At 75.6% G+C, this 25,330-nt stretch carries 21 protein-coding genes and 1 pseudogene; 13 read left to right on the top strand and 9 right to left on the bottom strand.

The annotated features are described in order from the left end of the window. Positions 1-37 precede the first annotated feature (37 nt). Positions 38-2,857, bottom strand: coding sequence for a PKD domain-containing protein (locus tag D5H78_RS14625; protein ID WP_133412073.1), 2,820 nt, complete (start codon positions 2,855-2,857; stop codon positions 38-40). A gap of 227 nt (positions 2,858-3,084) precedes the next feature. Further along, entirely contained in the window at positions 3,085-3,477 is a 393-nt protein-coding gene (locus D5H78_RS14630; RefSeq protein ID WP_119951235.1) for an ankyrin repeat domain-containing protein, read from the bottom strand. Positions 3,478-3,560: 83 nt separating this feature from the next. Here D5H78_RS14630 and D5H78_RS14635 point away from each other — a divergent pair, with 83 nt between their 5' ends. Then, a complete protein-coding gene (locus tag D5H78_RS14635) occupies positions 3,561-4,010 on the top strand; it encodes a hypothetical protein (protein WP_119951236.1) in 450 nt (149 codons plus the stop codon). A 39-nt stretch (positions 4,011-4,049) separates the two neighbouring features. On the opposite strand, the gene D5H78_RS14640 is transcribed toward D5H78_RS14635, so the two are convergent. After that, a complete protein-coding gene (locus D5H78_RS14640; protein ID WP_245941673.1) occupies positions 4,050-4,556 on the bottom strand; it encodes a MarR family winged helix-turn-helix transcriptional regulator in 507 nt (168 codons plus the stop codon). A gap of 107 nt (positions 4,557-4,663) precedes the next feature. Here D5H78_RS14640 and D5H78_RS14645 point away from each other — a divergent pair, with 107 nt between their 5' ends. The 3 genes from D5H78_RS14645 (at position 4,664) to D5H78_RS14655 (ending at position 7,116) form a co-directional block, all read left to right on the top strand. After that, positions 4,664-5,278: a YceI family protein gene (locus D5H78_RS14645; protein WP_119951237.1), complete on the top strand. Its 615-nt coding sequence runs from the start codon at positions 4,664-4,666 to the stop codon at positions 5,276-5,278. Positions 5,279-5,389: 111 nt separating this feature from the next. Next, on the top strand, positions 5,390-6,502 hold the full coding sequence (locus tag D5H78_RS14650) for an LLM class flavin-dependent oxidoreductase (RefSeq protein WP_119951238.1): 1,113 nt from the start codon (positions 5,390-5,392) through the stop codon (positions 6,500-6,502). After that, complete coding sequence (locus tag D5H78_RS14655; RefSeq protein ID WP_119951239.1) at positions 6,499-7,116, top strand: FMN reductase; 618 nt, start codon at positions 6,499-6,501, stop codon at positions 7,114-7,116. Before D5H78_RS14650 ends, D5H78_RS14655 begins: the two co-directional genes overlap by 4 nt. 688 nt (positions 7,117-7,804) lie before the next feature. Here the strand turns inward: D5H78_RS14655 and D5H78_RS14660 are convergent. Genes D5H78_RS14660 through fdhD form a run of 4 tightly spaced genes read right to left on the bottom strand, consistent with a single transcriptional unit; the run spans position 7,805 to position 11,845 of the window. Beyond that, positions 7,805-8,629 (bottom strand): carbohydrate ABC transporter permease, encoded by an 825-nt coding sequence (locus tag D5H78_RS14660; RefSeq protein WP_119951240.1) that lies wholly within the window; start codon positions 8,627-8,629, stop codon positions 7,805-7,807. Then, entirely contained in the window at positions 8,626-9,597 is a 972-nt protein-coding gene (locus D5H78_RS14665; protein ID WP_119951241.1) for a carbohydrate ABC transporter permease, read from the bottom strand. The genes D5H78_RS14660 and D5H78_RS14665 overlap by 4 nt, the downstream gene beginning before the upstream one ends. Positions 9,598-9,604: 7 nt before the next feature. After that, positions 9,605-10,924 (bottom strand): ABC transporter substrate-binding protein, encoded by a 1,320-nt coding sequence (locus D5H78_RS14670; protein ID WP_119951242.1) that lies wholly within the window; start codon positions 10,922-10,924, stop codon positions 9,605-9,607. 51 nt (positions 10,925-10,975) lie between these two features. After that, positions 10,976-11,845 carry a formate dehydrogenase accessory sulfurtransferase FdhD gene (gene fdhD / locus D5H78_RS14675; protein ID WP_119951243.1) on the bottom strand — a complete coding sequence of 290 codons (870 nt, stop codon included), beginning with the start codon at positions 11,843-11,845 and terminating at the stop codon, positions 10,976-10,978. Between the two features lie 52 nt (positions 11,846-11,897). Here fdhD and fdh point away from each other — a divergent pair. The 4 genes and pseudogenes from fdh to D5H78_RS14700 all read left to right on the top strand — a co-directional run. Next, a pseudogene (fdh, locus tag D5H78_RS14685) lies at positions 11,898-15,152 on the top strand (formate dehydrogenase); the annotation flags it as partial. 186 nt (positions 15,153-15,338) lie between these two features. Then, complete coding sequence (locus tag D5H78_RS14690) at positions 15,339-16,412, top strand: 4Fe-4S dicluster domain-containing protein (RefSeq protein WP_119951246.1); 1,074 nt, start codon at positions 15,339-15,341, stop codon at positions 16,410-16,412. Between the two features lie 2 nt (positions 16,413-16,414). After that, the gene (gene nrfD / locus D5H78_RS14695) at positions 16,415-17,503 is read left to right on the top strand and encodes an NrfD/PsrC family molybdoenzyme membrane anchor subunit (protein WP_119951247.1); all 1,089 of its coding nucleotides are present in this window, start codon (positions 16,415-16,417) and stop codon (positions 17,501-17,503) included. Between the two features lie 84 nt (positions 17,504-17,587). Then, the gene (locus D5H78_RS14700) at positions 17,588-19,762 is read left to right on the top strand and encodes an MMPL family transporter (RefSeq protein WP_119951248.1); all 2,175 of its coding nucleotides are present in this window, start codon (positions 17,588-17,590) and stop codon (positions 19,760-19,762) included. Here the strand turns inward: D5H78_RS14700 and D5H78_RS14705 are convergent. Next, a complete protein-coding gene (locus D5H78_RS14705) occupies positions 19,738-20,595 on the bottom strand; it encodes a GNAT family N-acetyltransferase (RefSeq protein WP_218566647.1) in 858 nt (285 codons plus the stop codon). The genes D5H78_RS14700 and D5H78_RS14705 overlap by 25 nt on opposite strands. A 289-nt stretch (positions 20,596-20,884) precedes the next feature. On the opposite strand from D5H78_RS14705, the gene D5H78_RS14710 reads away from it, so the two are divergent. From D5H78_RS14710 to D5H78_RS14720, 4 genes are read left to right on the top strand one after another with little or no spacing between them, the layout of a single operon-like run. Then, entirely contained in the window at positions 20,885-22,249 is a 1,365-nt protein-coding gene (locus tag D5H78_RS14710; RefSeq protein ID WP_119951249.1) for an L-lactate MFS transporter, read from the top strand. Positions 22,250-22,251: 2 nt separating this feature from the next. Continuing rightward, on the top strand, positions 22,252-22,413 hold the full coding sequence (locus D5H78_RS19425; protein WP_165865750.1) for an MFS transporter small subunit: 162 nt from the start codon (positions 22,252-22,254) through the stop codon (positions 22,411-22,413). A gap of 4 nt (positions 22,414-22,417) precedes the next feature. Further along, the gene (locus tag D5H78_RS14715) at positions 22,418-22,711 is read left to right on the top strand and encodes a hypothetical protein (RefSeq protein ID WP_119951250.1); all 294 of its coding nucleotides are present in this window, start codon (positions 22,418-22,420) and stop codon (positions 22,709-22,711) included. Next, on the top strand, positions 22,708-23,379 hold the full coding sequence (locus D5H78_RS14720; protein WP_119951251.1) for a polysaccharide deacetylase family protein: 672 nt from the start codon (positions 22,708-22,710) through the stop codon (positions 23,377-23,379). The genes D5H78_RS14715 and D5H78_RS14720 overlap by 4 nt, the downstream gene beginning before the upstream one ends. Here D5H78_RS14720 and selD read toward each other — a convergent pair. Next, positions 23,376-24,407, bottom strand: coding sequence for a selenide, water dikinase SelD (gene selD, locus D5H78_RS14725; RefSeq protein ID WP_119951252.1), 1,032 nt, complete (start codon positions 24,405-24,407; stop codon positions 23,376-23,378). The two genes, D5H78_RS14720 and selD, sit on opposite strands and share 4 nt — an antisense overlap. Positions 24,408-24,454: 47 nt before the next feature. Here selD and D5H78_RS14730 point away from each other — a divergent pair, with 47 nt between their 5' ends. Beyond that, on the top strand, positions 24,455-25,327 hold the full coding sequence (locus D5H78_RS14730) for a DNA/RNA non-specific endonuclease (protein ID WP_218566648.1): 873 nt from the start codon (positions 24,455-24,457) through the stop codon (positions 25,325-25,327). Positions 25,328-25,330: the final 3 nt, after the last annotated feature.

Raw genomic sequence — 25,330 nt, forward strand, 5'->3', positions numbered from 1 at the left:
CGACGGGTCGCTTGCGTGGTCAGCGCGGCTGCCGCGCTCAGGTGCGCGGGCGCAGCACCGCCGTCCAGGCGACCGCCTTGGCCGAGGCGGAGTCGGCGACGGCGGTGAGGCCGCCCGCGGTGCCGGCGGGGACCGGGGCGCCGCTGTCGGCGACGAGGCTCGTCACCCGGCCCGAGCCGTCGGTGACCAGCTCGCTGCGCTCCTGCGTACCGGCCGGCGCGGTCCACCCGGTCGTGGCGCTGGACTTGTCGGCCCAGCCGGACACCACCCAGCTGCCGGTGGTCGCCGGGAGCGCGGGGGCGGCGTGCTCGGCCCGCGACGCGGTCTCCGCGACGGCCGCGAAGGCCGGCGGCGCCGCCTCGGCGCCGGTGTACGCGAGCACCGCCAGCGTCGCCTTGGCGCGTGCGTCGAGCGCGACCGAGACGGTGCGCCCGGCGTCGCCGTCCTCGGCGACGGCGTGCCACACGAAGGTGTGCAGCTCGCCGCGGGCGCCGACGGCGTCGCCCAGCAGCGTCCAGCCGCGCAGCCCGGCGGGGGCGGCGGGGACGCGGTCGGCGGCCACCGACAGGCTGAGCAGCAGGGCGTCCCCGGCGCGCACGCCGTCCGGGACCGGCGCGCCGAGGGTGACGGCGTTGCCGCTCGTGCCCGTGGCGCCGACGAACCCGACCTCGGCCTGCGCCGGCGGGGCCTGCACGACGACGGTCGTCTCCGTGGTCGCCGTGGCGCCGCGGTCGTCGGTCACCGTGAGGCGGACCGTCCAGGTGCCGTCGGCATACGCGCGGGTCGCGGTCGGCCCGCTGGCGGTGGTGCCGTCCCCGAGGTCCCAGGCGTACGACACCACGGTGCCGTCGGCGTCGCTGGACCCGGAGGCGTCGAAGGTGCAGGCGCCGCTGGGGTCGCACTGCTGCGCGACCTGCGCGACGGGGGCGGCGTTCGGCACGGGGGCCAGCGCCTCGGAGGAGGCGAAGAGCGCGCGGGTGCGCCAGGTGCCGTCGGCGACGACGGTGCGCGCCGCGCCGGCGGGGCGGCCCGCCACGAGCGGGACCGCGCGCAGGTGCCCGTCCACGCTGGAGCCCCAGAGCAGCTCGCCGCCGGCGACCGCGAGGCCCGCGGCGCCGGTGAAGCCGGTCGTCGCGGCGACCAGCTCCTGCGCCCCCGGCACCTCCCCGTCGAGGGTGAAGTAGCGGTAGTAGAGCGCCGCGCTGCCCGAGCGGGTGTAGTAGACGCGGCCGGTGCCGGCGTCGTACGCCATGCCGGTGACGCCGCTGATCGTCCACGGGATCTTCGCGCCGTTGTCGGGGTCGTTGCGCAGGTCGACGTCGCGTGCCGGGCCGAGCCCGTCCGTCGTCAGCGCGCGAGCGACGAGCCGGCCGTCGGACTGGCCGAGGTAGAGCTGCCCGCCGGCCACGAACGCGCCGCGCGCGGCGCCCCAGTCGAGGTCGGCCGGGACGGGCACGACGGTGGCCGGCCCTGCGGCGGTGCCGTCGAAGGGGCGGGCCGCGAGGCCCGCGGGGACGGCGCCGGCGGCGGCGGTGCGCCCGGCGTAGAGGGTGGTGGGCAGCGTGGTCGCGGCCTGCGCGCGCGGGACGTACCCGCCCTCGAGCGGGAGGAAGGCCACCCGGCCGTGGTACTCGCCGCCGAGCCGGTCGGTGTCGCTGCCGACCCAGAGGCCCTGCTCGGTCGCGTGCAGCGCCTCGGCGCCGACCCCGCGGGTGCGGCCCGGGTTCCACGCCAGCGGCAGGCCGTTGACGGGGTCGAGCGCGGCGACGCCCTCGCGGGCCACCGCGCCGGGGCCGGCCTGGTTGCTCTGGAACGGGTTGTTCATCCACCGCATGTGGCCGCCGACGTAGACGACGCTGCCGGTGACCTCGACGCCGTAGAGGGTGTCGCCGCCGGTGTAGTCCACCCAGGCGGGGTCCTGCCCGGCGGTGGTCGGCGCGGTGTCCCAGCGGGCCGCGGTGTCGCAGAGCGTGCCCGTGGACTGGCCGCCGTCGAACGCGCCGGTGGTGGTGACGACGAAGTACGAGCCGTCGGGCGCGTAGTCGACGTCGCGCATGTAGGTGTCGAAGGCCTTCGACGCGCAGGGGCGGGTGTAGCGGGTGGTCGCCCAGGGGGAGAGGGCCGCGGGCCCGTCGGCGGGCAGCGCCACCCGGGCGATCTGGCGCCGCGCCTCGCCGGCGACGGTCGAGAAGTTGCCGACCGCGACGAGCTCGCTGCCGTCGTGCGCGACGTCGAAGCGCTGGATGTTCGTCGTGCCGCTGTTGTGGATGCCGGAGAACGGCACGTCGACCTGCGGCAGCAGCGCGCCGGTGTCCTTGTCGAGCGCGGCGAGCGCGCCGCGGGGGGTGCCCCCGACCGCGGTGAAGGCGCCCGCGGCGTAGAGGCGCGAGCCGCGCACCACGACGTCGTTGACCCGGGAGTTCGGCACCCGCGGCTGCCCGGCGGCGAGGCGCCCGTCGAGGGTCAGCTTGGCGAGCCGGCGCTGGGTCGCCCCGGCGATGCGGGTGAAGGTGCCGCCGACGTAGAGCGACGTGCCGTCGCTGTCGAGGGACTGCACCGCCCCGTCGGGTGCGGGGTCGAAGCCCGGCACGATCGTGCCGGTGCTCGCGGAGAAGGCGAAGAGCCCGCTGCGGGGGAGCGGGGCGCTGGTGCGCGTCTGCGCCACGCTGGTGAAGCTGCCGCCCACCACGACGACGTCGCCCACCTGCACGATCGAGCGCACGGCCCCGTCGAGCACGTGCGGCGTGCTGTCGACCGGGTCGGCGCTCACCACCCCGGTGTGCACGGGGGTCGTCACGGCCCCCGCCGGCACCGGCTGCGCCGCGAGGGCGAGCACCGCGGCGCCCGCCGCGAGCACCCCCCGGCGCCATCCCCCTGCGTAGGTCGTCCGCGCGCGCGTCCCCATCCCAGCCCCCCAGCCGTGTGCAGCGGCGTCGCGCCGGGCCCGTCCGTCGGGGCGCGTGCTGCCGCTCTGCCGGTGACGCTAACCCGCTCCGCAGCGCTGCGTGACCGCTTCGCCCCCGATCGGCCGCTGTCCGGGCGGGGTCCGTCGCGGAACGTCCGGTATCCGGTGACGCTCCGTGGTCACCGCGGGGCCGGCAGCAGGGCCGCCATCTCCGGCAGCTCGAAGAACGCCGCGGTCTGGCGCGCCGACGGGCCGCCGGCGTCGGGGTCCGCCCCGGCCGCGAGGAGCAGGCGCACCGTCTCCTCGTCGCGGCGGAAGACGGCGGCCGCGAGCGCGGTCTGCCCCCGGTCGTTCGCCCGCGAGTGGTCCGCGCCGTGCGCCAGCAGCGCGGCGACCGTCGCGGGGTGCGCGTGGTACGCCGCCAGGATGAGCAGCGTGTCGCCCTTGTCGTTGGTGAGGTCGGGGCTCAGCCCGGCGTCGAGGTAGCCGGCCAGCTCCTCGGTGCCGCCGTGGCGCGCCAGGTCGAACAGCCGGTGCGCGAAGTCCAGGACCTCCGGGTCGAGCTCTGCCATGGGCCCGAGCCTAGGCGGCGGTGCCCGGGCAGGGTCCGGGCGCGGGGTCAAGGCGGGGCGCGCCGGCGCCGACGTACGGGGGCATGGAGCACCCCACCGCACCGGCCCGCCCGCGGCCCGTCCCCGCCGCCGCGGCCGGCACCCTGCTCGCGGCGCTGCAGGAGGGGCGCCTGCGCGACGCCGGGCACCTCGTGGCCGGCGGGGTCGCCGACGACCCGGTGCCGGTCCTCGGCACGCTCGCCGCGCGCGCCCTCGACGTCCTCGACCTGCTCGACGCCGCCGGAGCCCCGACGACGGCGAGCGCGCTGGCCCGCACCGCGGGGCTGCACCGCACGCCGTGGGCCGCCGCGACGCGGCTGTGGGCCCTGGCGCTGCGCGCCGGCAGCCCCGAGGAGGCGTTCGTCAGCGTCGCGGACGAGGAGGCGGAGCACCACGCGTTCGCGCTGGCGTGCCTCGTCGCCGGGCTGCTCGACCGGTACGCCGGGCTCGTGGGCGCCCCCGAGCCGGACGTGCGCCGCCTGCTCTGGTCGTGACCCCGGGTCCGGCCCGGCCCCCGCGACCCGTACGGGCCCTCAGCCCTGGCAGGGGTCGTGGTCGTCGCCCGCGGCGATCGCCGCGCTGACCCGCCGCGCGACCGACTCCAGGACCGCGACCTCCTCGGGCGAGAGCAGGTCGACGAAGTAGCGGCGCACGGTCTCCACGTGCCCCGGCGCGGACGCGGTGAGCGCGTCGCGCCCCGCCGCGGTGAGCCGCACCATGGTGCCGCGCGCGTCGGTCTCGCAGTCGAACCGCTCGACGAGCCCGCGCTGCTCCATGCGCCGCAGCTGGTGCGAGAGCCGGCTGCGGTCCCACCCGGCGTCGCGCCCGAGCTCGCGGGCGCGCAGGACGCCCTCGGGCGCCTCGGACAGCGGGACGAGCAGCGCGTAGTCGGCGGTCGAGAGCCCGCCCTGGGCGAGCTGGCGGTCGACGACGCCGTCGAGGTCGCGGCGCATCACGAGGTACGCCCGCCACATCCGCGCCTCGTCCTCGTCCAGCCACCGCACCGCTGCGCCGGCCGCGGCGCGCTCCGTCAGGTCCACCCGTCCAGCGTACCCCGGAATGTTGACACGTCAGCGTGAGTTCCCGTAGCGTCGATGTTGACAGGTCAACAAGACCTGGCCGACCCGCCGCCCCGCAGGAGCCCGCGATGACCCAGACCGCCGTCCCCACCGCCCTCACCCCCGCCGAGCTCACCGGCGACTACGTGCTCGACGCGTCGCACAGCCGCATCGGCTTCGTCGCCCGCCACGCCATGGTCACCAAGGTGCGCGGCCAGTTCACCGAGTTCGCCGGCGGCGCCCACCTCGACCTCGCGGACCCGACCGCGTCCAGCGCGCACGTCGACATCGAGGTCGCCAGCGTCGACACCCGCAACGAGCAGCGCGACGGCCACCTGCGCACCAACGAGTTCTTCGACGCGCCGAGCTTCCCGCAGATCACCTTCCGCTCGACCGGCGTCGAGGTCCTCGACGAGAGCACCTTCGCCGTCACGGGCGACCTGACCATCAAGGGCACCACCAAGCCGGTCACCGTCGAGTTCGAGTACACCGGCGCCGCGAAGGACCCGTTCGGCAACGTCCGCGTGGGCTTCGAGGGCCGCGCGAGCCTCAACCGCAGCGACTTCGGCGTGTCCTGGAACGCCGCCCTCGAGACCGGCGGCGTCCTCGTCAGCGAGAAGATCGCCCTGGAGTTCGAGCTCTCCGCCATCAAGGTCCAGGTCGAGGCCCCCGCCGAGGTGCCCGCCGAGGCCCCCGAGGCCTGAGGCCCGAGCACCGCTGCCGCCGGGGGCGCTGCCCGCAGCGCCCCCGCGGCGGCCGCCGCCCCACCCGCACCCCACCCCCGTACGACCCCTCCTGAGGATCGAGGACCCGCCATGCAGTTCGGCGTCTTCACCGTCGGCGACGTCACCCCGGACCCGACCACCGGCCGGACCCCCACCGAGGCCGAGCGCATCAAGGCGATGGTCGCCATCGCCCGCAAGGCCGAGGAGGTGGGGCTCGACGTCTTCGCGACCGGCGAGCACCACAACCCGCCGTTCGTGCCGTCGTCGCCGACCACCCTGCTCGGCTACGTCGCCGCCCGCACCGAGCGGCTGCTGCTCTCCACCTCCACGACGCTCATCACCACGAACGACCCGGTGAAGATCGCCGAGGACTACGCGACGCTGCAGCACCTCGCGGACGGCCGCGTCGACCTCATGCTCGGCCGCGGCAACACCGGCCCGGTCTACCCGTGGTTCGGCAAGGACATCCGCGACGGGCTCGCGCTCGCCGTGGAGAACTACGCGCTGCTGCGCCGGCTGTGGCGCGAGGACGTCGTGGACTGGCAGGGCCGGTTCCGCACCCCGCTGCAGTCGTTCACCGCCACGCCGCGCCCGCTCGACGGCGTGCCGCCCTTCGTGTGGCACGGCTCGATCCGCACCCCGGAGATCGCCGAGCAGGCCGCGTACTACGGCGACGGCTTCTTCCACAACAACATCTTCTGGCCGGCCGAGCACACCCGGCGGATGGTCGACCTCTACCGTCGCCGCTGGGAGCACTACGGCCACGGCCCCGCCGACACGGCCGTCGTGGGGCTCGGCGGGCAGGTGTTCATGCGGAGGAACTCGCAGGACGCGGTGCGCGAGTTCCGCCCCTACTTCGACGTCGCCCCGGTCTACGGCCACGGCCCGTCGCTGGAGGAGTTCTCCGCGGAGACCCCGCTCACCGTCGGCAGCCCGCAGCAGGTCGTCGAGCGGACGCTCGGCTTCCGCGACGTCGTCGGCGACTACCAGCGCCAGCTGTTCCTCATCGACCACGCCGGGCTGCCCCTGAAGACCGTCCTCGAGCAGATGGACCTGCTCGGCGAGGAGGTCGTCCCGGTCCTGCGGCGCGAGTTCGCCGCGCTCAAGCCGGCCCACGTGCCGGAGGCACCCACCCACGCGAGCCTGCTCGCGGCCGCCCGCCGCGAGGGCGCGCCCGGTACGGAGGAGGCGCTCGCCTCGTGAGCACCCGCACCCTGGTCGTCGTCTCCGGCGGCCTCGGGCAGCCGAGCTCGACCCGGCTGCTCGCCGACCGGCTCACCGCCGCGACCGTCGACGCCCTGCGCGAGCGGGGCGTCGCGGCCGAGGTGGAGGTCGTGGAGCTGCGCGACGTGGCCCACGAGCTCACCGACCACCTGCTCACCGGCTTCGCCCGCGGCGACCTGCGCGCCGCGCTCGACGCCGTCGGGCGCGCCGACGGGCTCGTGGCCGTGACCCCGGTCTTCAGCGCGTCCTACAGCGGGCTGTTCAAGACGTTCTTCGACGTCCTGGAGCCCGGCGCCCTCGACGGCCTGCCGGTGCTGCTCGGCGCCACCGCCGGCACCGCCCGCCACTCGCTGGTCCTGGACCACGCGCTGCGCCCCCTCATGGCGTACCTGCGCGCCGCGCCCGTCGCCACCGGCGTCTTCGCCGCGTCCGAGGACTGGGCGGGCTCCGACGGCACCACCGGTGAGCTGTCCGCCCGCGTCGAGCGCGCCGGGCGCGAGCTCGCCGCCGCCGTCGCCGCCCGGGAGCCCGCCGCCGGCCCCGCCGACCCGTTCGAGCTCACCACGGACTTCTCGGCGCTGCTGCGGGGCTGAGGGGTCCGGGCGCCGCTCCCGACCGCGCACGCCTGCGGGGTCGGGAGTGGCGTGGCGTCCGCCGGCTGTCCGGTTCGCGCACACGACGTGTCGCCGGGAGCGGCGTGGCGTCCGCCGGGTGTCCGGTTCGCGCACACGACGTGTCGCCGGGAGCGGCGTGTCCCGGTCGAAGGACCGGGACACGCCGTGCGCTGTGTGCGCGAACCGGACACCCGGCTCGTGCGCACCGCCCGGGCCCGCCGTCGGACCCCGTACGGCGGACCCCGCGGACCCCGCGGACCCCGCGGACCAGGCGGAGGTCCGGCGGCCGGCCCCGCGTCCGGTACGCGCAGCACGTGCGCCGAGCGGGCGTGGCTCCGCGGTCGCCCGGTTCGCGCACCCCTAGGGCTGCCGGGAGCGGCGTGTCCCGACCGATGGCCTGGGACACGCCGAGTGCTGCGTGCGCGAAGGGGTCACGGGGCGAGCGCACCCCCCGCCGTGCGCGCATGATCGCCGCAGGGACGGGTGGCGCCGCCGCTCCGCCAGCGTCCGCCATGCGCGCATGATCGCCGCGGGGAGGTGGCGCCGCCGCTCCGCCAGCCCCCGCCATCCGCGCATGGTCGCCGCGGGGACCGATGGCCCGGTCCCCCGCCAGGCGCGCATGATCGCCGCGGGAGCACGCGCCCCGCACGCCCAGCGCGCGGCGCCCCTACTTCAGCCCGGTGCGGGCGACGCCCTCGACGAGGTACCGCTGGAACACGAGGAACACGACGAGCACCGGCACCGAGGTGAGCAGCGCCATGCCGGTGAGGCCGGCGTAGTCGGTGCCGTTCTGGCCCTGGAGGAACGACAGGCCGACGGGGAGCGTGTAGAGGGCCTGCTCGCGCAGCACGATGAGCGGCCAGGCGAACTCGTTCCAGCGGAACATGAAGGTGAAGACGACGAGCACCGCGACGAGGGGCTTGCACAGCGGCAGCACGACGCTGACGAAGGTGCGCAGGTTGCCGGCGCCGTCCACGCGGGCGGCCTCGAGCAGCTCGTCGGGGATGCCGAGCATGAACTGGCGGGCCAGGAAGATGCCGAAGGCCTCGGCGGCGCGGGGGATGATCACGGCCCAGTACGAGTTGAGCCAGCCGAGCTCGGCGACGATCCGGAACTGCGGGATCATGACGACCTGGATCGGGATCATGAGCGTCGAGACGATGACGAGGAAGATCGCCCCGCGCCCGGCGAAGCGGTACTTCGCCAGCACGAACCCCGCGGCGAGGTTGAGCGTCACCGACAGCACGCACGCCACGACCGCGATGGACAGCGAGTTCACGAGCCACTGGCTGAACGGCAGCGACTGCCACGTCTCCGACAGGTTGGACAGGCGCACCTCGTTGGGGAACGCGGGCGGGCGGCCACCCGCGAGGTCCTCGCGCGGGGTCACCGCGGTGACCGCCAGCCAGTAGACCGGGAAGAGCATGAAGACGGCGGCGGCGGCGAGGCCGAGGAAGCGCCCCGCCGTACGGGCCCGCGGGCGCGTGCTCACGCCTCGGCCTCCTGGTCCTTGCGGGCCCGCCACCACAGCACGGTGCCGGCGAGCACGAGGACGTACATGACCATGCCGATGGCGGCGCCGAGGCCCTGCTGGCGGGCGCCGAAGCCGACGGCGTAGGCGTACGTGGGCAGGAACTGGGTCGCGTTGCCGGGCCCGCCGCCGGTCATGACGTAGACCAGGTCGAAGACCTGGAAGCACTCGATGACCATCATGACGACGAGGAAGAAGGTCGTGGGGCGCAGCAGCGGCCAGGTGACGTGGCGGAAGCGCTGCCAGCCCGAGGCGCCGTCGAGCGAGGCCGCCTCGTGCAGCTCGCGGGGCACGCCCTGCAGGCCGGCGAGGTAGACGACCATGCAGAACCCGAGCCGCCCCCACGTGATCATCACGGCGACCGACACGAAGGCGGGGACGGCGCCGGACTGCCAGGCGACGCGCTCGAGGCCGACCGCCTCGAGCACCCGGTTCACCACGCCGATGTTCTCGTTGAAGATCCACCGCCCGGCGATCGCGACGACGACGCCGGAGAGGACGTACGGCAGGTAGAAGACGGTGCGGAAGACCGCCCGGCCGCGGACCGGCTTGTCGAGCAGGACGGCGAGGAGCAGGCCGAGGGCGAGGCTCGCCGGGACGGTGAGGAGCACGAGCACGGCGGTGTTGACCACCGAGCGCCAGAACACGGCGTCGCCCGCGAGCTGCTCGTAGTTGCCGAGCCCGACCCACTCGGTGGGCCCGACGCCGGTCGTGCGCGCGAGGCTGAGCACGAGCGCGGCGCCGAGGGGCAGCAGGAAGAACAGGGCGAAGAGCGCGAGGTTCGGGGCGAGGAGCAGGTACGCCGTCGCGGCGCGCGTGCGCACCCCCGTCTGCGGCGCCGCCTCGGCCGAGCGCCGCCGCCGGCGCCGCGGCCCGGGGGTGCGGGCGGCGGCGGCCTCGCCGGCGGCGGGCGCTGTCGCGGTGCTCACCGGCGCCTCACGAGCCGAGGGCGGTCTCGATGTCGCCGCTGAGCCCGGCGAGCACCTCCGAGGTGTCGGCGCCGCCGACGAACGCGGACTCCAGCCGCTCGACGAGCGCGTTGTTGATGGCGCTGAACTGCGGCACGGTCACCTGCGCCACGAGGTCCTCGGGGATCTGCGTGGCCTGCTGCACGTAGAGCTCCATGAGGTCCGGGCGCAGCCGGTAGCCGAGGTCGCGGTTCGTCAGCGAGGTGCGGGTCGGCAGCACGGTCGTCGCCGTGCAGAAGGCCTGCATCTGCTCCTCCGACGCGAGGAACTGCAGGAACCGCGACGCGGCCTGCGTGTTCGACCCCTCGCGGGTCGCCACGACCGCGTTGCCGCCGAGCTCGGCGGCCGCGCGCTGGTCGCGCGGCAGGAACGTCCCGGAGTACTCGAAGCCCTGGACGGTCTCCTCGAACGTGGGCAGCAGGAAGTCGCCGGCGTAGACCATGGCGACGGTCTGCGGCGGGAAGAGCTCGTCGACGTAGGTGCCCTTGGCGGACGTGCTCGGCGGCACCCACCGGTTCGTGAAGAACGAGCGGGTGAATTCCAGCGCCCGGCGCCCCTCGGGGCTGTCCACGGCCGGCCCGGACAGGTCGTCGGTGAGCAGCCGGCCGCCGGCCTGGTGCAGGAACCCCAGCCACCGGTACGCGCCCCCGAGCTGCCAGTTGACCCCGACCGGGAACCTGTCCTCCGGCAGGGCGGCGCGCAGCCGGTCGCAGGCGTCGGCGAACTGCTCCCACGTCCACGCCTGGTCCAGCGCCGTCGGCAGCGGGCCGACGCCGGCCGCCTCGAGCGCGGCGGTGTCCACGAGCACCATCGAGGTGTCGGTGTGGTGCGGGACGCCGAGCACCTGCCCGTCGGGGCCCTGCACCGCGCGCCACAGCGAGGGGACGAACGCGTCGGCGTACCCCTCCGGCAGGTCGTCGGTGACGTCGAGCAGGACGTCGGCGCCGCTGTAGACGCCGAGGTCGGTGTAGGTGATGCGGAACAGGTCGGGCGGGCTGCCGCTCTGCAGCCCGGTGTCGATGGTGGTGAGGACCTCGCCGAAGGGGGTCGGCTGCAGGCGGACCTGCACGCCCTCCTGCTCCTCGAAGGCGTCGGCGACCGCCTGGAAGGCCGCGACCTCCGCGTCGGAGCCCCAGAGCACGAAGTCCAGCGCGCCGCCGCCCCCGCCGCCGCCGTCCCCGCCGCCGCCGTCGTCGCCGCCGGTCGAGAAGCCGCCGCAGCCCGCGAGGGCCGCACCCGCCCCGGCCGCGCCGGAGAGCTGGAGGAAACGCCTGCGGTCGAGCGCCACGCCGCACCTCGTCCCGTCGGGCCCGGCGGGAGCGGGCCGTGTGGGGGGACGCTACGGCGCGATCACTGCGCGCGCACCCCGGTCGGCGGACGTGTCGAGCAGGCGGTGCTCGCCCGTGTACGCGTTGAGGCGCCCGTCCCGCACGAACCCGACGAGGGTCATGCCGAGCTCCTCGGCCAGGTCGACGGCCAGGCTCGACGGCGCCGAGACCGCGGACAGCACGGGCACCCCCGCGACCGCCGCCTTCTGCACGAGCTCGAAGGAGAGCCGCCCCGAGACCTGCAGGACGGTGCCGGCGAGCGGCAGGCGCCCCTGGCGCACCGCCCAGCCGACGACCTTGTCGACCGCGTTGTGCCGCCCGACGTCCTCGCGCAGGCACAGCAGCTCGCCGTCGGGGGTGAACAGGCCCGCGGCGTGCAGGCCGCCGGTGCGGTCGAAGACGCGCTGCTGCTCGCGCAGGCGGTCCGGCAGCGAGGCGAGCACGGCGGGGTCGACGGCGACCGGGTCGGCGGCGAGGTCGTGGGCGACGGCGACCCGTACCGCGTCCAGGCTCGCCTTGCCGCACACCCCGCACGAGCTCGTCGTGTAGAAGGCGCGCTCGACCGAGGGGTCCGGCGCCGGGGTGCCGGGGGCGAGGTCGGCGTCGACGACGTTGTACGTCCCCCCGCCCGGCGAGCCGGGCGCGGCGCCGCCGCAGTAGCGCAGGCCGGCCAGGTCGTCGGCCGTGCGCAGCACGCCCTCGGTGGCGAGGAAGCCCGCGACGAGGTCGAAGTCGTCGCCCGGGGTGCGCATCGTCACCGCCAGCGCGCGCCCGTCGACGCGCACCTCGAGCGGCTCCTCCACGACGAGGGTGTCCGGGCGCCGGGTGCGCACCCCGTCGACGACCCGGACGACCGGGCGGCGGGCGGTCACGCGTCCCATGCGGGCTCCTCGCGGGGTGTTTGGGCTGCCTGGTGTGTGGCATTGTGCGCCCATGGGCGTCCGGACGTGGATCGAGGCCTGGCCGGTCTACCGGCAGCTGACGGGGGACGACCCGCTCGGCCGGGGCGCCGCCGCGCAGTCCGGGAGGACCAGGCGCCTCGAGCCGCGCACCGCCACCGCCGACCGCGTGGCCAGGTCCGTGTGCCCCTACTGCGCCGTCGGCTGCGGGCAGCGGGTGTACGTCAAGGACGAGAAGGTCGTGCAGATCGAGGGCGACCCGGACAGCCCGGTCAGCCGCGGCCGGCTCTGCCCCAAGGGCTCCGCGAGCGAGCAGCTCGTCAACAACCCGCTGCGCCAGCAGCACGTGCTCTACCGGCGCCCCTACGGCACCGACTGGGAGCGCCTCGACCTCGAGACCGCGATGGACATGGTCGTGGACCGGGTCATCGAGGCGCGCCGGCGCGGGTGGGAGGACGAGGACGCCGAGGGCCGGCCGCTGCGCCGCACGCGCGGCATCGCCAGCCTCGGCGGGGCGACGCTGGACAACGAGGAGAACTACCTCATCAAGAAGCTGTTCACGGCCATGGGCGCGATCCAGGTCGAGAACCAGGCCCGCATTTGACACTCCGCCACGGTCCCCGGTCTGGGGGCCTCGTTCGGGCGCGGCGGCGCCACGGGTCCCCAGCAGGACCTGGCCAACGCGGACTGCATCGTCATCCAGGGCTCGAACATGGCCGAGTGCCACCCGGTCGGGTTCCAGTGGGTCATGGAGGCGAAGGCGCGCGGGGCCAAGGTCATCCACGTCGACCCGCGCTTCACGCGGACGAGCGCGCTCGCGGACACCTACGTCCCGGTGCGCTCGGGCACCGACATCGTGCTGATGGGCGCGCTCATCAACCACGTGATGACGAACGAGCTGCACTTCCACGACTACGTCGTCAACTACACCAACGCGGCGTCGATCGTGTCCGAGGACTTCGAGGACACCGAGGAGCTCGACGGGCTCTTCTCCGGCTTCGACGACGACACGCGCTCGTACGACACCACCTCCTGGCAGTACCAGGGGCACGCCGCCGGCGGTGACGCGGACGAGGAGACCGACGAGGACCGCGAGTCCGAGGAGGGCCAGCAGCTCGGGGCCGGCGGTGCCGCGCTCGACCACCACCAGGTGGAGCGGGACGAGACCCTGCAGCACCCGCGCTGCGTGTGGCAGGTCGTGAAGCGCCACTACGCGCGCTACACCCCGCAGATGGTCGAGGAGGTGTGCGGCGTCCCGCAGGACGTCTTCGCCGAGCTCGCCGACGCGTGGACCTCCAACTCGGGCCGCGAGCGCACGACCGCGCTGGTCTACAGCGTGGGCTGGACGCAGCGCAGCACCGGCGCGCAGTACATCCGGGCTGGCGCGATCCTGCAGCTGCTGCTGGGCAACATGGGCCGCCCCGGCGGCGGCATCCTCGCGCTGCGCGGGCACGCGAGCATCCAGGGGTCCACGGACATCCCCACGCTCTACAACCTGCTGCCCGGCTACCTGCCGATGCCGCACGCGGAGAAGCACGGGGACCTCGCGACCTACGTGCACGAGATCCGCGGCGACCGGCAGAAGGGGTTCTGGGGGAACGCCGACGCCTACACGGTGAGCCTGCTCAAGGCGTACTGGGGCGAGCACGCCACCGCCGAGAACGACTTCGCCTTCGACTTCCTGCCGCGCATCGACGGCGACCACGGCACGTACAGCCAGGTCATGGACATGATCGAGGGCGGCAAGATCTTCGGCTACTTCATCCTGGGGCAGAACCCCGCGGTGGGGTCGGCGAACGGCCGCGCCCAGCGCCTGGGCATGGCCAACCTCGACTGGGTCGTCGTGCGCGACCTCGTGCTCATCGAGAGCGCGACGTTCTGGAAGGACTCCCCGGAGATCGAGACCGGCGAGATCGTGCCGGAGGAGTGCCGCACCGAGGTGTTCTTCATGCCCGCCGCCACGCACGTGGAGAAGGAGGGCACCTTCACGCAGACGCAGCGCATGCTCCAGTGGCGCGAGAAGGCCGTCGACTCCCCGGGCGACTGCACCAGCGAGCTGTGGTTCTTCTACCACCTGGGCCGGCGGATGCGGGAGAAGCTCGCGGGCTCGGACGACCCGCGGGACCGGCCCCTGCTCGACCTCACCTGGGACTACCCGGTGCACGGCGAGGAGCAGGAGCCGGACGCCGAGACGGTGCTCAAGGAGATCAACGGGTTCGACGTGGCGACGGGCGCGCCCGTCGACGGCTACCTCGACCTGCGCGCGGACGGCTCCACGGCCAGCGGCTGCTGGATCTACTCCGGCGTCTACAAGGACGGGGTGAACCAGGCCGCCCGGCGCAAGCCCGGCCGCGAGCAGGACGAGTACGCCCACGAGTGGGGCTGGGCCTGGCCGCTGGACCGCCGGGTCCTCTACAACCGGGCGTCGGCCGACCCCGACGGCAGGCCGTGGAGCGAGCGCAAGGCGCTCGTGTGGTGGGACGAGGAGCAGGGCCGCTGGACCGGCAAGGACGTGCCGGACTTCCAGGCGACCAAGCACCCGTCGTTCCGCGCCGGGCCCGACGCTGTCGGCCCGGACGCGCTCGACGGCGTCGACCCCTTCGTGATGCAGGCCGACGGCAAGGGCTGGCTCTACGCGCCGAAGGGCCTGGTCGACGGCCCGCTGCCGACGCACTACGAGCCGGCGGAGTCCCCGTTCCGCAGCGCCCTCTACACCCAGCAGCAGAACCCGTCGCGCCAGGTGCTGACCCACCGGGTGAACACGCTCAACCCGAGCCCGCCCGAGGGCGGCAGCGGGGTCTTCCCGTACGTGTGGATGACCGCCCGCCTCACCGAGCACCACACCGCCGGCGGCATGAGCCGCTTCCTGCCCTACCTGTCGGAGCTGCAGCCGGCGCTGTTCGTGGAGGTGAGCCCCGAGCTCGCCGCCGAGCGCGGGCTCACGCACCTCGACTGGGCCCACGTGGTCACCTCGCGGGCCGTCGTCGAGGCGCGCGTCCTCGTCACCGACCGGCTCACCCCGCTGCGCGTGCAGGGCCGGACGGTGCACCAGGTGTGGCTCCCGTACCACTGGGGCTCGAGCGGCCTCACCACCGGGGACGTCGTCAACGACCTGCCGAGCCTGACGCTCGACCCCAACGTGCACATCCAGGAGTGCAAGGCCGGCACGTGCGACGTCCTGCCGGGCCGCCGTCCCCGCGGGGAGGCCATGCTCGACCTCCTCGACGCGTACCGGCTGCGGGCGCACGTCACCCGGACCACGGGGACCGTGGCGCGCACGGCGGAGGCGCTCGGCGAGGAGGGGCGCTCGCGCGAGGAGCAGAGCCGGCAGGGGCAGACGCACATCGCCCGCGACGCGCCCGGCGCCGACCGGGACGACGTGGTGTCCGCCGAGCACCCCGTCGCGGGCCCCGGCCGCGGCGACGGTCCCGTCACGGGCCAGGACGGGCCGTCCGACGAGCGACAGGAGCACTGAGTGGTCTCCCCGACCAGCTTCTTCGGCCCCCTCGACCCGGCGCCCGACGCCGGGTGGACCGAGCAGCCGCAGCCGCGCAAGGGCTTCTTCACCGACACGTCGGTCTGCATCGGCTGCAAGGCCTGCGAGGTGGCCTGCAAGGAGTGGAACGCGGTCCCCGAGGACGGGCTGGACCTGCTCGGGATGTCGTACGACAACACGGGGATGCTCGGCGCCGACAGCTGGCGGCACGTGGCGTTCATCGAGCAGCCGCGGCCCCTCGGGCGCGGGTCGGCCCCGTTCGCCGGCACCCCGACGGGCCCCTCGGGCACGGACGTCGCCGACGCGGTGACCGCGGCCGGCGTCGACGCGCTGGCCGACGCGAGCCGGATCGGCAGCGCGCAGCCGGGCGGGTTCCCCGTCGTCGACCGCGCCGCGGAGCGGGTGCGCGAGGCCGGGGGGCAGCAGTTCCTCGGGATGCCGGGCACCGAGCTGCCCGGGCGCTCCGCCGAGGGCGTGGGCCGCAGCGACGTCCGCTGGCTCATGGCCAGCGACGTCTGCAAGCACTGCACGCACGCGGCCTGCCTCGACGTCTGCCCGACCGGTGCGCTGTTCCGGACGGAGTTCGGGACCGTCGTGGTGCAGGAGGACGTCTGCAACGGCTGCGGCTACTGCGTCTCGGCGTGCCCCTACGGCGTCATCGACAAGCGCGAGGGCGACGGCCGGGCGTGGAAGTGCACGCTCTGCTACGACCGCATCGGCGACGGCGGCACCCCGGCCTGCGCCAAGGCGTGCCCCACCGAGTCGATCCAGTACGGCGACGTCGACGAGCTGCGCGAGCGCGCGGCCCGGCGGGTGGAGCAGCTGCACGCCGCCGGCGTGGAGGAGGCGCGGCTCTACGGCCACGACCCGCACGACGGCGTCGGCGGCGACGGGGCGTTCTTCCTGCTGCTCGACGAGCCCGAGGTGTACGGCCTGCCGCCGGACCCGGTCGTCACCACCCGCGACCTCGGGTCCATGTGGAAGCACGCCGGCATGGCCGCCGTCGGCATGCTCGGCGTGGCCCTCGCGGTCTTCGCCGGGGGTGGCTCGTGAGCATGGCGCCGGACGACGCCGGGCAGGGCACGCCCGGCACCCTGCGCGGCACGTCGGCGCGCGAGGCGCGGGTGCACGACCAGGGCCGGGGCGGGGCCCGGCGCGGCAGTGGCGGGGGCGGCGGCGGGCTCGTCGGCGGCGGCGGCCCGCAGGTCCCCGAGGCGGACTTCCGCTCCTACTACGGCCGGCCGATCCTCAAGGCCCCGGTGTGGGAGTGGGACATCCCCGCGTACCTCTTCACCGGCGGCCTGGCCGGCGGCTCGTCGCTGCTGGCGGCCGGGGCGTCGGTGACCGGGCGCGACGACCTGCGCCGGGCGACCCGCAGCGCCGCGCTCGTCGGGATCGGGGCGAGCACGTACTTCCTCATCAACGACCTCGGCCGGCCCGAGCGCTTCTACAACATGCTGCGCATCGTGCGGGTGACCTCGCCGATGTCGGTGGGCACCTGGATCCTCTCGGTGTACGGCCCCGCGGCCGGCGCCGCCGCTGCGGCCGAGCTCGCGCCGCTGCTGCCCGAGCGCGGCGTCCTGGGCCTGGCCCGGCGGCTCGCCGGGCCCGTCGGGTCGCTCGCCGGCTGGGCCGCGGCGGCGACGGCGCCGGCGCTCGCGACGTACACGGCGGTGCTGCTCGCCGACACCGCCGCCCCGGCGTGGCACGACGCCCACCGGCTGCTGCCGTTCGTCTTCGGCGGCAGCGCGCTCGCCAGCGGCGGGGGCGTCGGGATGCTCGCGGCCCCCCTCGCCCAGGCCGGGCCGGCGCGGCGGATGGCGGTCGCCGGCGCCGCCGTCGAGCTCGTCGCGGAGCGCCTCGTCGAGACCCGCCTCGGCCTGTCCAGCGAGGCCTTCCACGAGGACGCGCCGCGGCGCAAGCTGCGGGCCAGCCAGGCGCTCACGGTCGCCGGCGCCGTCGGGGCCGTGCTGGGGCGGCGCAGCCGCGTCGTGTCCGCCCTGTCCGGGCTCGCCCTGCTCTCGGGGTCCGCCCTGACCCGCTTCGGGGTGTTCGACGCCGGGGTGGCCAGCACGAAGGACCCCCGGTACGTCGTCGTGCCCCAGCGCGAGCGGGTCCGGCGGGGGGAGCCGGTCCGCGCCTGACCCGCCGGGAGGGCTCCCGCAAAGCGGTGGCAGGCCTGCCGCGCGCACCCCTACGCTCACGCGCAGCGACGCGGGGAGGCGGCCATGGCCAGCACCACGACCCAGCACGACACCGGCACGGGCGGTCCCGGCGGCCCGCGCGGACGGCGGGTGCACTGGCGCCGGGCGCTGCTGCCGGCGCTGGTGCTCGGCGTCTTCCTCCTCGTCGTCGCACCGGTGGCGGGCACCCTCTCGGGCAAGCTGACGAGCGTCACCGAGAACGACCAGGCGGCGTTCCTGCCGGACTCCGCGGAGTCGACGCGCTCGCTGGAGCTCGAGACGGCGTTCGCCGGCGACCAGGACATCCCGGCGCTGCTGGTGTGGGAGCGCCCGGGCGGGCTGGCGCCGGAGGACCTCGCCGCGGTCGAGGAGGCCCTGGCGCGCGTCGCCGCGGTCGACGGGCTCGCGGGGCCGGTCAGCCCGCCGGTGCCCAGCGAGGACGGCGAGGCGGTGCAGGCGGTCGTCCCGCTGCCCGGGGACAACTCCGCCTTCGAGACCCTGCCCGGGGTCGTCGAGGACATCGCGGCGGCGGCCGCGGTCGACGGCCTGCCGAGCTACGTGACCGGACCCGGCGGGCAGTTCGCGGACTTCGCCGCCGCCTTCGAGGGCATCGACGGCCGGCTGCTCGTCACCACGGTGAGCGTCGTGCTGGTCATCCTGCTGCTCATCTACCGCAGCCCGGTCTTCGTGCCGGTGCTGCTGTCCGCCGGGATCGCGCTCGTCGTGGCGCAGGCGGTCGTCTACCTGCTCGCCGACGCCGACGTGCTCACGGTCGACGGGCAGAGCCAGGGCATCCTCTCGGTCCTCGTCCTCGGTGCCGGCACGGACTACGCCCTGCTGCTCATCAGCCGGTTCAAGGAGGAGCTGCACCGCGAGGACTCGTGGAGCCGCGCCATGCGCACCGCGCTGCGCGGGGCGTTCCCGCCGATCCTCGCCTCCGCCGCGACCGTCATCCTCGGCCTGCTGTGCCTGCTGCTCTCCGACCTCAACAGCAACAAGTCGCTCGGCCCGGTCGGGGCCATCGGCATCGCCGCGTCGCTGCTCGCGATGACGGTCCTGCTGCCGGCGCTGCTCATGGTCGCGGGGCGCTACTGGTTCTTCCCCTTCGTGCCGCGCCACGACGAGGTCGTCGACCACGACCGCGGCTTCTGGGGCCGGGTCGCGGGGCTCGTCGGGCGCCGGGCCCGGGCCGTCGCGGCCGTGACGACCGTCGTCCTCGCCGGTGCGGCGCTGTTCACCACGCAGCTCGACGCGAGCGGCCTCACCACCGAGGAGCAGTTCACGACGGAGGTCGACTCCGTCGCCGGGCAGGAGGTGCTCGCGCGGCACTTCCCCGCCGGCACCGGCGTCCCGGTGAGCGTCATCGGGCCGCAGGAGGAGGCCGACCGGCTCGTCGACGTCGTCGCGGGCGTCCCGGGCGTCGCCCAGGCGGCGCTGCGCACGCCGTCGCCGGACGGCACCGGCGAGCCGGTGGTCGTCGACGGGCAGGTCCAGGTGCAGGCGCTGCTCGAGGACGCCTCGGACAGCCCCGCCGCCGAGGGCACCGTGCTGCGGCTGCGCTCGGCCGTGGACGAGGTGGGCACCGACGTGCTCGTCGGCGGCGGCACGGCGGTGCTCTACGACGTGCAGCAGGAGAGCGCCCGCGACACCCGCGTCATCATCCCCGCGATCCTCGTCGTGGTGTTCCTGGTGCTCACCGTGCTGCTGCGCTCGCTGCTCGCGCCGCTGCTCCTCGTGGCGACGGTGGTGCTCTCGTTCCTCGCCACGCTGGGCGTGTGCGCGCTGGTCTTCGAGCACGTCTTCGGCTTCGCCGGCGCCGACCCGTCGTTCCCGCTGTTCGCCTTCGTCTTCCTCGTGGCGCTCGGCATCGACTACAACATCTTCCTCATGACCCGTGTGCGCGAGGAGTCCCAGGTCCTCGGCACGCGGCGCGGCACCCTCGTGGGCCTCGCGGTGACCGGCGGCGTCATCACCTCCGCGGGCGTCGTGCTCGCGGCGACGTTCTCGGCGCTGGGCGTGCTGCCGCTCGTCTTCCTCGCCGAGCTCGGCTTCGCCGTCGCCTTCGGCGTCCTGCTCGACACGCTCGTGGTGCGCTCGCTGCTCGTCCCGGCGCTCGTGCACGAGCTCGGGGACCGCACGTGGTGGCCGGTGGGGCTCCGGCGCGAGCCGGCCCCCGCCGTACCGCCGCTGCCGCGTCAGGCGGGGACGGGCAGCGCGTAGTAGTCCTCGCGCGCCACCGGGCGGAAGCCCAGCGAGGTGTAGAGCCCGAGCGCCCGGTCGTTGCCCACGGCGACCTCCAGGGCCACCCGCCGGGCGCCCTCCGCGCGCAGCAGGGCGCAGGCCCGGCGCAGCGCGTCGCGCCCGATGCCCCGGCCCTGCCGCCCGGGGTCGACGGCGAACCCGTAGACCCCGCCGGTCCCCTCGTACGAGGTCAGCCGCAGCGTCCCCACCGGCGCGCCGCGGTGCTCGACGAGCAGGGTGCGCTCGGCGGGGGACGCGAGCTGCGCGGCGAGCGCCGCCTCGTCCGGGGCGCCCTCGTCGAACGCCGCCGCCAGCAGCCGCGCCACGACCGCCGCGTCGGCGGGGCCGGCCGGGCGCAGGGCCAGCGCGGGGTCGGCCGGGCCCTCGGCCGGCGGGCCGTCGAGCACGAGCGCGTGCTCGGCGTGGTGCGGCACCCCGCCGCGGCGCCGCGCCAGGGCGTGCCCGGCCGCCGACCCGCCGGGGACGACGAGCAGCACGCGCGGCCACTCCCGGACGAGCGGGGTCGCCGCGTCGAGCAGCGCCGTCGCGACCCCGCGCCGCCGGTGCCCGGGGTCCACCATCCCCGCCAGCTCCACCGACGCCCGGCCGAACGGGTAGAGCCCGAGGAACCCCACCAGCGCACCCCCCTCGTGCACGAGCAGGTCGAGCACCCGGTCCCCCGGCCGGCTCGCGAGCACGTCGTGCTCGAGCTTGAGCCGCCCGCCGTCCGCCGCGACCACCCGCCGCTCGAGCGCCGCGACCTCCTGCCGCTGCCGCTCCGCCAGCCCCTGCACCCGCTCCACGACGACCACGGGGCCAGTCCAGCACCCCCGCCGCCCGCCGCGCCCCCGGGTCCCGCCGCTGCCGGGGGACTGCATGATCACGGCCGGGGGACTGCATGATCACGGCCGGGGGACTGCATGATCGCGCCCGACCCGGCCGCGATCATGCGCCTCCCCGGCGGCGATCATGCGCCCCCCCGGCGGCGGCCGTGCGCTCGGGGCCGGGGGCGTACGGGCGGGTCCGTCCCCCGGTGGGAGGGTTGCGGACGACGTTCCGGGGGAACGCCCCTGCGACGCACCTGGCAGACCCGGAGGACCTATGGCGGCCCTGTCGTTCCTCGACCGCGAGCACTCGGTCGCGGCCCCGACCTACAACCGGTGGCTCATCCCGCCGGCCGCGCTGGCGATCCACCTGTCCATCGGCCAGGTCTACGCGTTCAGCGTCTTCAAGACGCCGCTCGTGGAGCACTTCGGCTCCTCGGAGACCGCCATCGCGGTCATCTTCAGCATCGCGATCGTCATGCTCGGCCTGTCCGCCGCCTTCGGCGGCACGTGGATGGAGCGCAACGGCCCCCGCAAGGCGATGTTCCTGTCCGCGGTGTGCTGGACGACCGGCTTCCTCGTCGCCGCCCTCGGCGTGGCGACGGACCAGCTGTGGCTCGTCTACCTCGGGTACGGCGTCATCGGCGGCATCGGCCTCGGCATCGGCTACATCTCGCCGGTGTCGACGCTCATCAAGTGGTTCCCGGACCGCCCCGGCCTCGCGACGGGCCTGGCCATCATGGGCTTCGGCGGTGGCGCGCTCATCGCCTCGCCGCTGACCAACGAGCTGCTCGGCTTCTTCGCCGACGCCCCCGAGGACGCGATCGCGCAGTCGTTCCTGACGCTCGGCATCGTCTACTTCGTCTTCATGATGTTCGGCGTCTTCACGGTGCGGGTCCCCCCGGCCGACTGGTCGCCCGCCGGGTACGACGCCTCGACGGCCCCGCGCGGCTCGATGCAGACGACCGGCAACGTCTCCGCGGCGAGCGCCATCCGCACGCCGCAGTTCTGGCTGCTGTGGACGGTCCTCTTCTGCAACGTCACCGCCGGCATCGGCATCCTCGAGCAGGCCTCGCCGATGATCCAGGACTTCTTCGGCGACGTGACGCCGGCCGCGGCGGCGGGCTTCGTGGGGCTGCTGTCGATCGCGAACATGGCGGGCCGCTTCGTCTGGTCCTCGACGTCGGACTTCATCGGCCGCAAGCCCACGTACATGCTCTACCTCGGCGTCGGCGCGGTCCTCTACTTCCTCGTGGCCACCGCGGGCTCGTCCGCCGTCTGGCTCTTCGTCCTGCTGACCGCGGTCATCCTCAGCTTCTACGGCGGCGGCTTCGCGACGATCCCCGCGTACCTGAAGGACATGTTCGGCAGCTACCAGGTCGGCGCCATCCACGGCCGCCTGCTCACCGCGTGGTCCGCTGCGGGCGTGGCCGGCCCGCTCATCGTCAACGTCATCACCGAGTCGCAGCGCGAGGGCGGCGCGGAGGGCGCCGCGGCGTACCGGCCGTCGCTGCTCGTCATGGTCGGCGTCCTCGTCGTCGGCTTCGTGGCGAACCTCCTCGTGCGCGAGGTCGACCGCCGTCACCACGAGCGCCCGGAGGTCGTCGACGCGGCCAAGGTCGGCGCGGGAGAGGGGCACTGAGGATGAGCACCAGCACGAGCACCCGGGGGACCGGCGGGTCGCCGGCGCCGCACGGCGGTGGCGGTACGGGACGCGTCGTCCTCGCGTGGGCCTTCGTCGGGATACCGCTTGCCTACGGGATCAGCCAGACGCTGAACCGGGCCAGCCAGCTCTTCACCGGCTGACGCGGTGCGGTCCCTCGACCCGGTCGCCGACGTGGCGGCCGTCGCGGAGGACTGCGCCCGGCGCGAGATCGAGCGCGAGGGCGTCCCGGTCGTCCTCGCGATGCCGGACCGGCGGGAGGCGCCCGTCCCCGTCGTCGACCCCCGCGCGCTGGCCGAGGGCGGGCGCTTCGCCGCGCTGCTCGACGCGTACGGCGAGGAGCTCGCCCCCGGCGCGGCCGACGACGACGTGGCGGCCCTCTACGCCGTCGTCGAGGTGATGGGGCGGGCCCACGTGGGACCCGGCACGGACGGCGCGTGAGCTGGCGGCGCCAGCGGGAGGCGTACGCCCAGGGCCGGGCGCTGCGGGTCGTCAACTGGCACGCGACGCCGCGCGCGGTCGAGGGCGTCCTGCGCGCGGAGCTCGCCGGGCTGCTGCGCGACCACGTGCCCGCGACGCTCGAGGACCTCGACGCCTTCCACGACACCGGGCGCTGGCCCTCGCAGGCCCCTCGGGTGCTCGTCGCGCTCTACGACGGCTACCGCGACAACGTCGAGGTCGCGGTGCCGGTGTGCGAGGAGCTCGGCGTCACCGCCTGGTTCTTCCCGCCGACCGGCTTCCTCGACGCCGCGCCCGAGGACCAGCGGGCCTTCGCGGCGGCGTACGACGTCGACCTCGTGCCGGAGCACGAGGGCGCGGACCGGATCGCGATGACGTGGGACGAGCTCGCGCGCGTCGGCGAGCGCCACGTCGTCGCCGCGCACACCGCGCGGCACAGCACCGGGCTCGACCTCGTGACGCGCGAGGACGTCGAGCGCGAGGTGCTCGGCCCCTGCCGGGCCATCGAGCGCGCCGTCGGGCGGGCGCCCGCCGCCTTCGCCTTCTACAGCGGCACGCCGTACGACCCGTCCTCGGTCGCCGGCCGGGCCCTGCTGGAGGCGGGCGTGCGCTACGCCGTCACCGCGACGACGTGGGAGCGGATCCGCTAGCGCACCACGAGGGTGCGCCCGTCGCGGGCCGGGACGAGCTCGCCCACGACGGGGTGCCCGGGCACCTCGCCGGCGACGAGCAGGCCGCCCGAGGTCTGCGCGTCGGCGAGCAGCAGCAGCTCGTCCTCGCCCACGGACGCCTCGAGGTGCGGGCGCACCCAGTCGAGGTTGCGCCGCGTCCCGCCGCTGACGAAGCCGTCGGCGAGCGCGCGCCGCGCCCCGTCGAGGTAGGGCACCGCGGCCGCGTCGACCACGGCGGTCACGCCGCTGGCCCGGGCCAGCTTGTGCAGGTGGCCGAGCAGGCCGAAGCCGGTGACGTCGGTGGCGCAGCGCAGGCCGGCGGCCACGGCGGCCTCCGAAGCGGCGCGGTTGAGGGCCGTCATCGACGCGACGGCCTCGGCGAAGACCTCGCCGGTGGCCTTGAGCCGGCTGTTGAGCACGCCGACGCCCAGCGGCTTGGTGAGGGTGAGCGGCAGCCCGGCGGCGCCCGCGTCGTTGCGCAGCAGCCGGTCGGGGTCGGCGACGCCGGTGACGGCCATGCCGTACTTGGGCTCGGGGTCGTCGACGCTGTGCCCCCCGGCGACGTGGCAGCCGGCCTGCGCCGCGACGTCGACCCCGCCGCGCAGGACCTCCGCGGCGAGCTCCATCGGCAGCACGTCGCGCGGCCAGCCGAGGAGGTTGACCGCGACGACGGGGCGCCCGCCCATGGCGTACACGTCCGACAGCGCGTTGGCCGCCGCGATGCGGCCCCAGTCGTAGGCGTCGTCGACGACGGGGGTGAAGAAGTCGGCGGTCGCGACGACCGCGAGGCCGTCGCGCACGGTGACGACGGCCGCGTCGTCGCCGTCGTCGAGGCCGACGACGAGCGGACCGGCCGGGTCCGCCGGCCCGCGGCCCACGAGGCCGGCGACGACCCCCTCGAGCTCGCCCGGCGGGATCTTGCAGGCGCACCCCCCGCCGTGCGCGTACGACGTCAGCCGCCGCCCCGCCCCGACCCGCCCGTCCCCGTCCCGCTGCGCGACCGTCACCCGGCGAGCCTCGCACCCTGTCGGAGCCGGGTGCTGCACTGGGGTCCGTGGACGAGGACCGGGACGACGGGCTGGACGGGCTGGACGGGCGCGGCGGGTACGACCCCGCCTTCCTCGGGGTCGACGTGCCCCTGCCGGTGCCGACGGACGGGGCGGGGCTCGTCGAGCTGGCGTACGAGCACTTCACCGTGCTGCTGCGCCCCGACCGGCGGCTGGCCGCGGCGACGGCGGTCGGGATCGACGGGGCCTCGCTGCGCGACGTGCCCCGCGGGGACGACTGGCGGCTCGACCCGCGGGTCCCGGCCGAGCACCAGGCCGACGACGCGCTCTACCGGCGCAACGACCTCGACCGCGGCCACCTCGTGCGCCGGCGCGACCCGGTGTGGGGCGAGGAGGCGGTGGCGCGGCGGGCGAACGCCGACACCTTCCACTTCACCAACGCCGCACCGCAGCACGCGGGCTTCAACCAGTCCAAGGAGCTGTGGGTCGGCCTCGAGGACCACCTGCTGGAGCACGCGGCGGCCTACGACCGCCGGCTCGTCGTGCTGACCGGGCCGGTGCTCGCCCCGGACGACCCGGTCCACCGGGGCGTCGGCGTGCCGCTGCGGTTCTGGAAGGTCGCGGCGGCGCTCGACGGCGAGGGCGCGCTGACCTCGACGGCGTACGTCCTCGACCAGTCGCCGCTGGTGGAGGACCTGCCGCGGGCGCTGCGGGCGGCGCAGGAGCGCGGCGACCCGCCGCCGCTCGGCCCCTTCCGCACCTTCCAGGTGCCGGTCGCGCAGGTCGCCGCGCTCACGGCCCTCGACCTCGGGCCGCTCCCCGCGGCCGACCTGCTCCCCGTGCCCGCGGGGCTGCGCGACCGGGCCGACGTGCCGTGGGTGCCGCTGGGGTCGTACGGGGACGTGGTGCTGCGGCGCTGACCG

It is taken from the genome of Vallicoccus soli, assembly GCF_003594885.1.
Classification (GTDB): Bacteria; Actinomycetota; Actinomycetes; order Motilibacterales; family Motilibacteraceae; genus Vallicoccus; species Vallicoccus soli.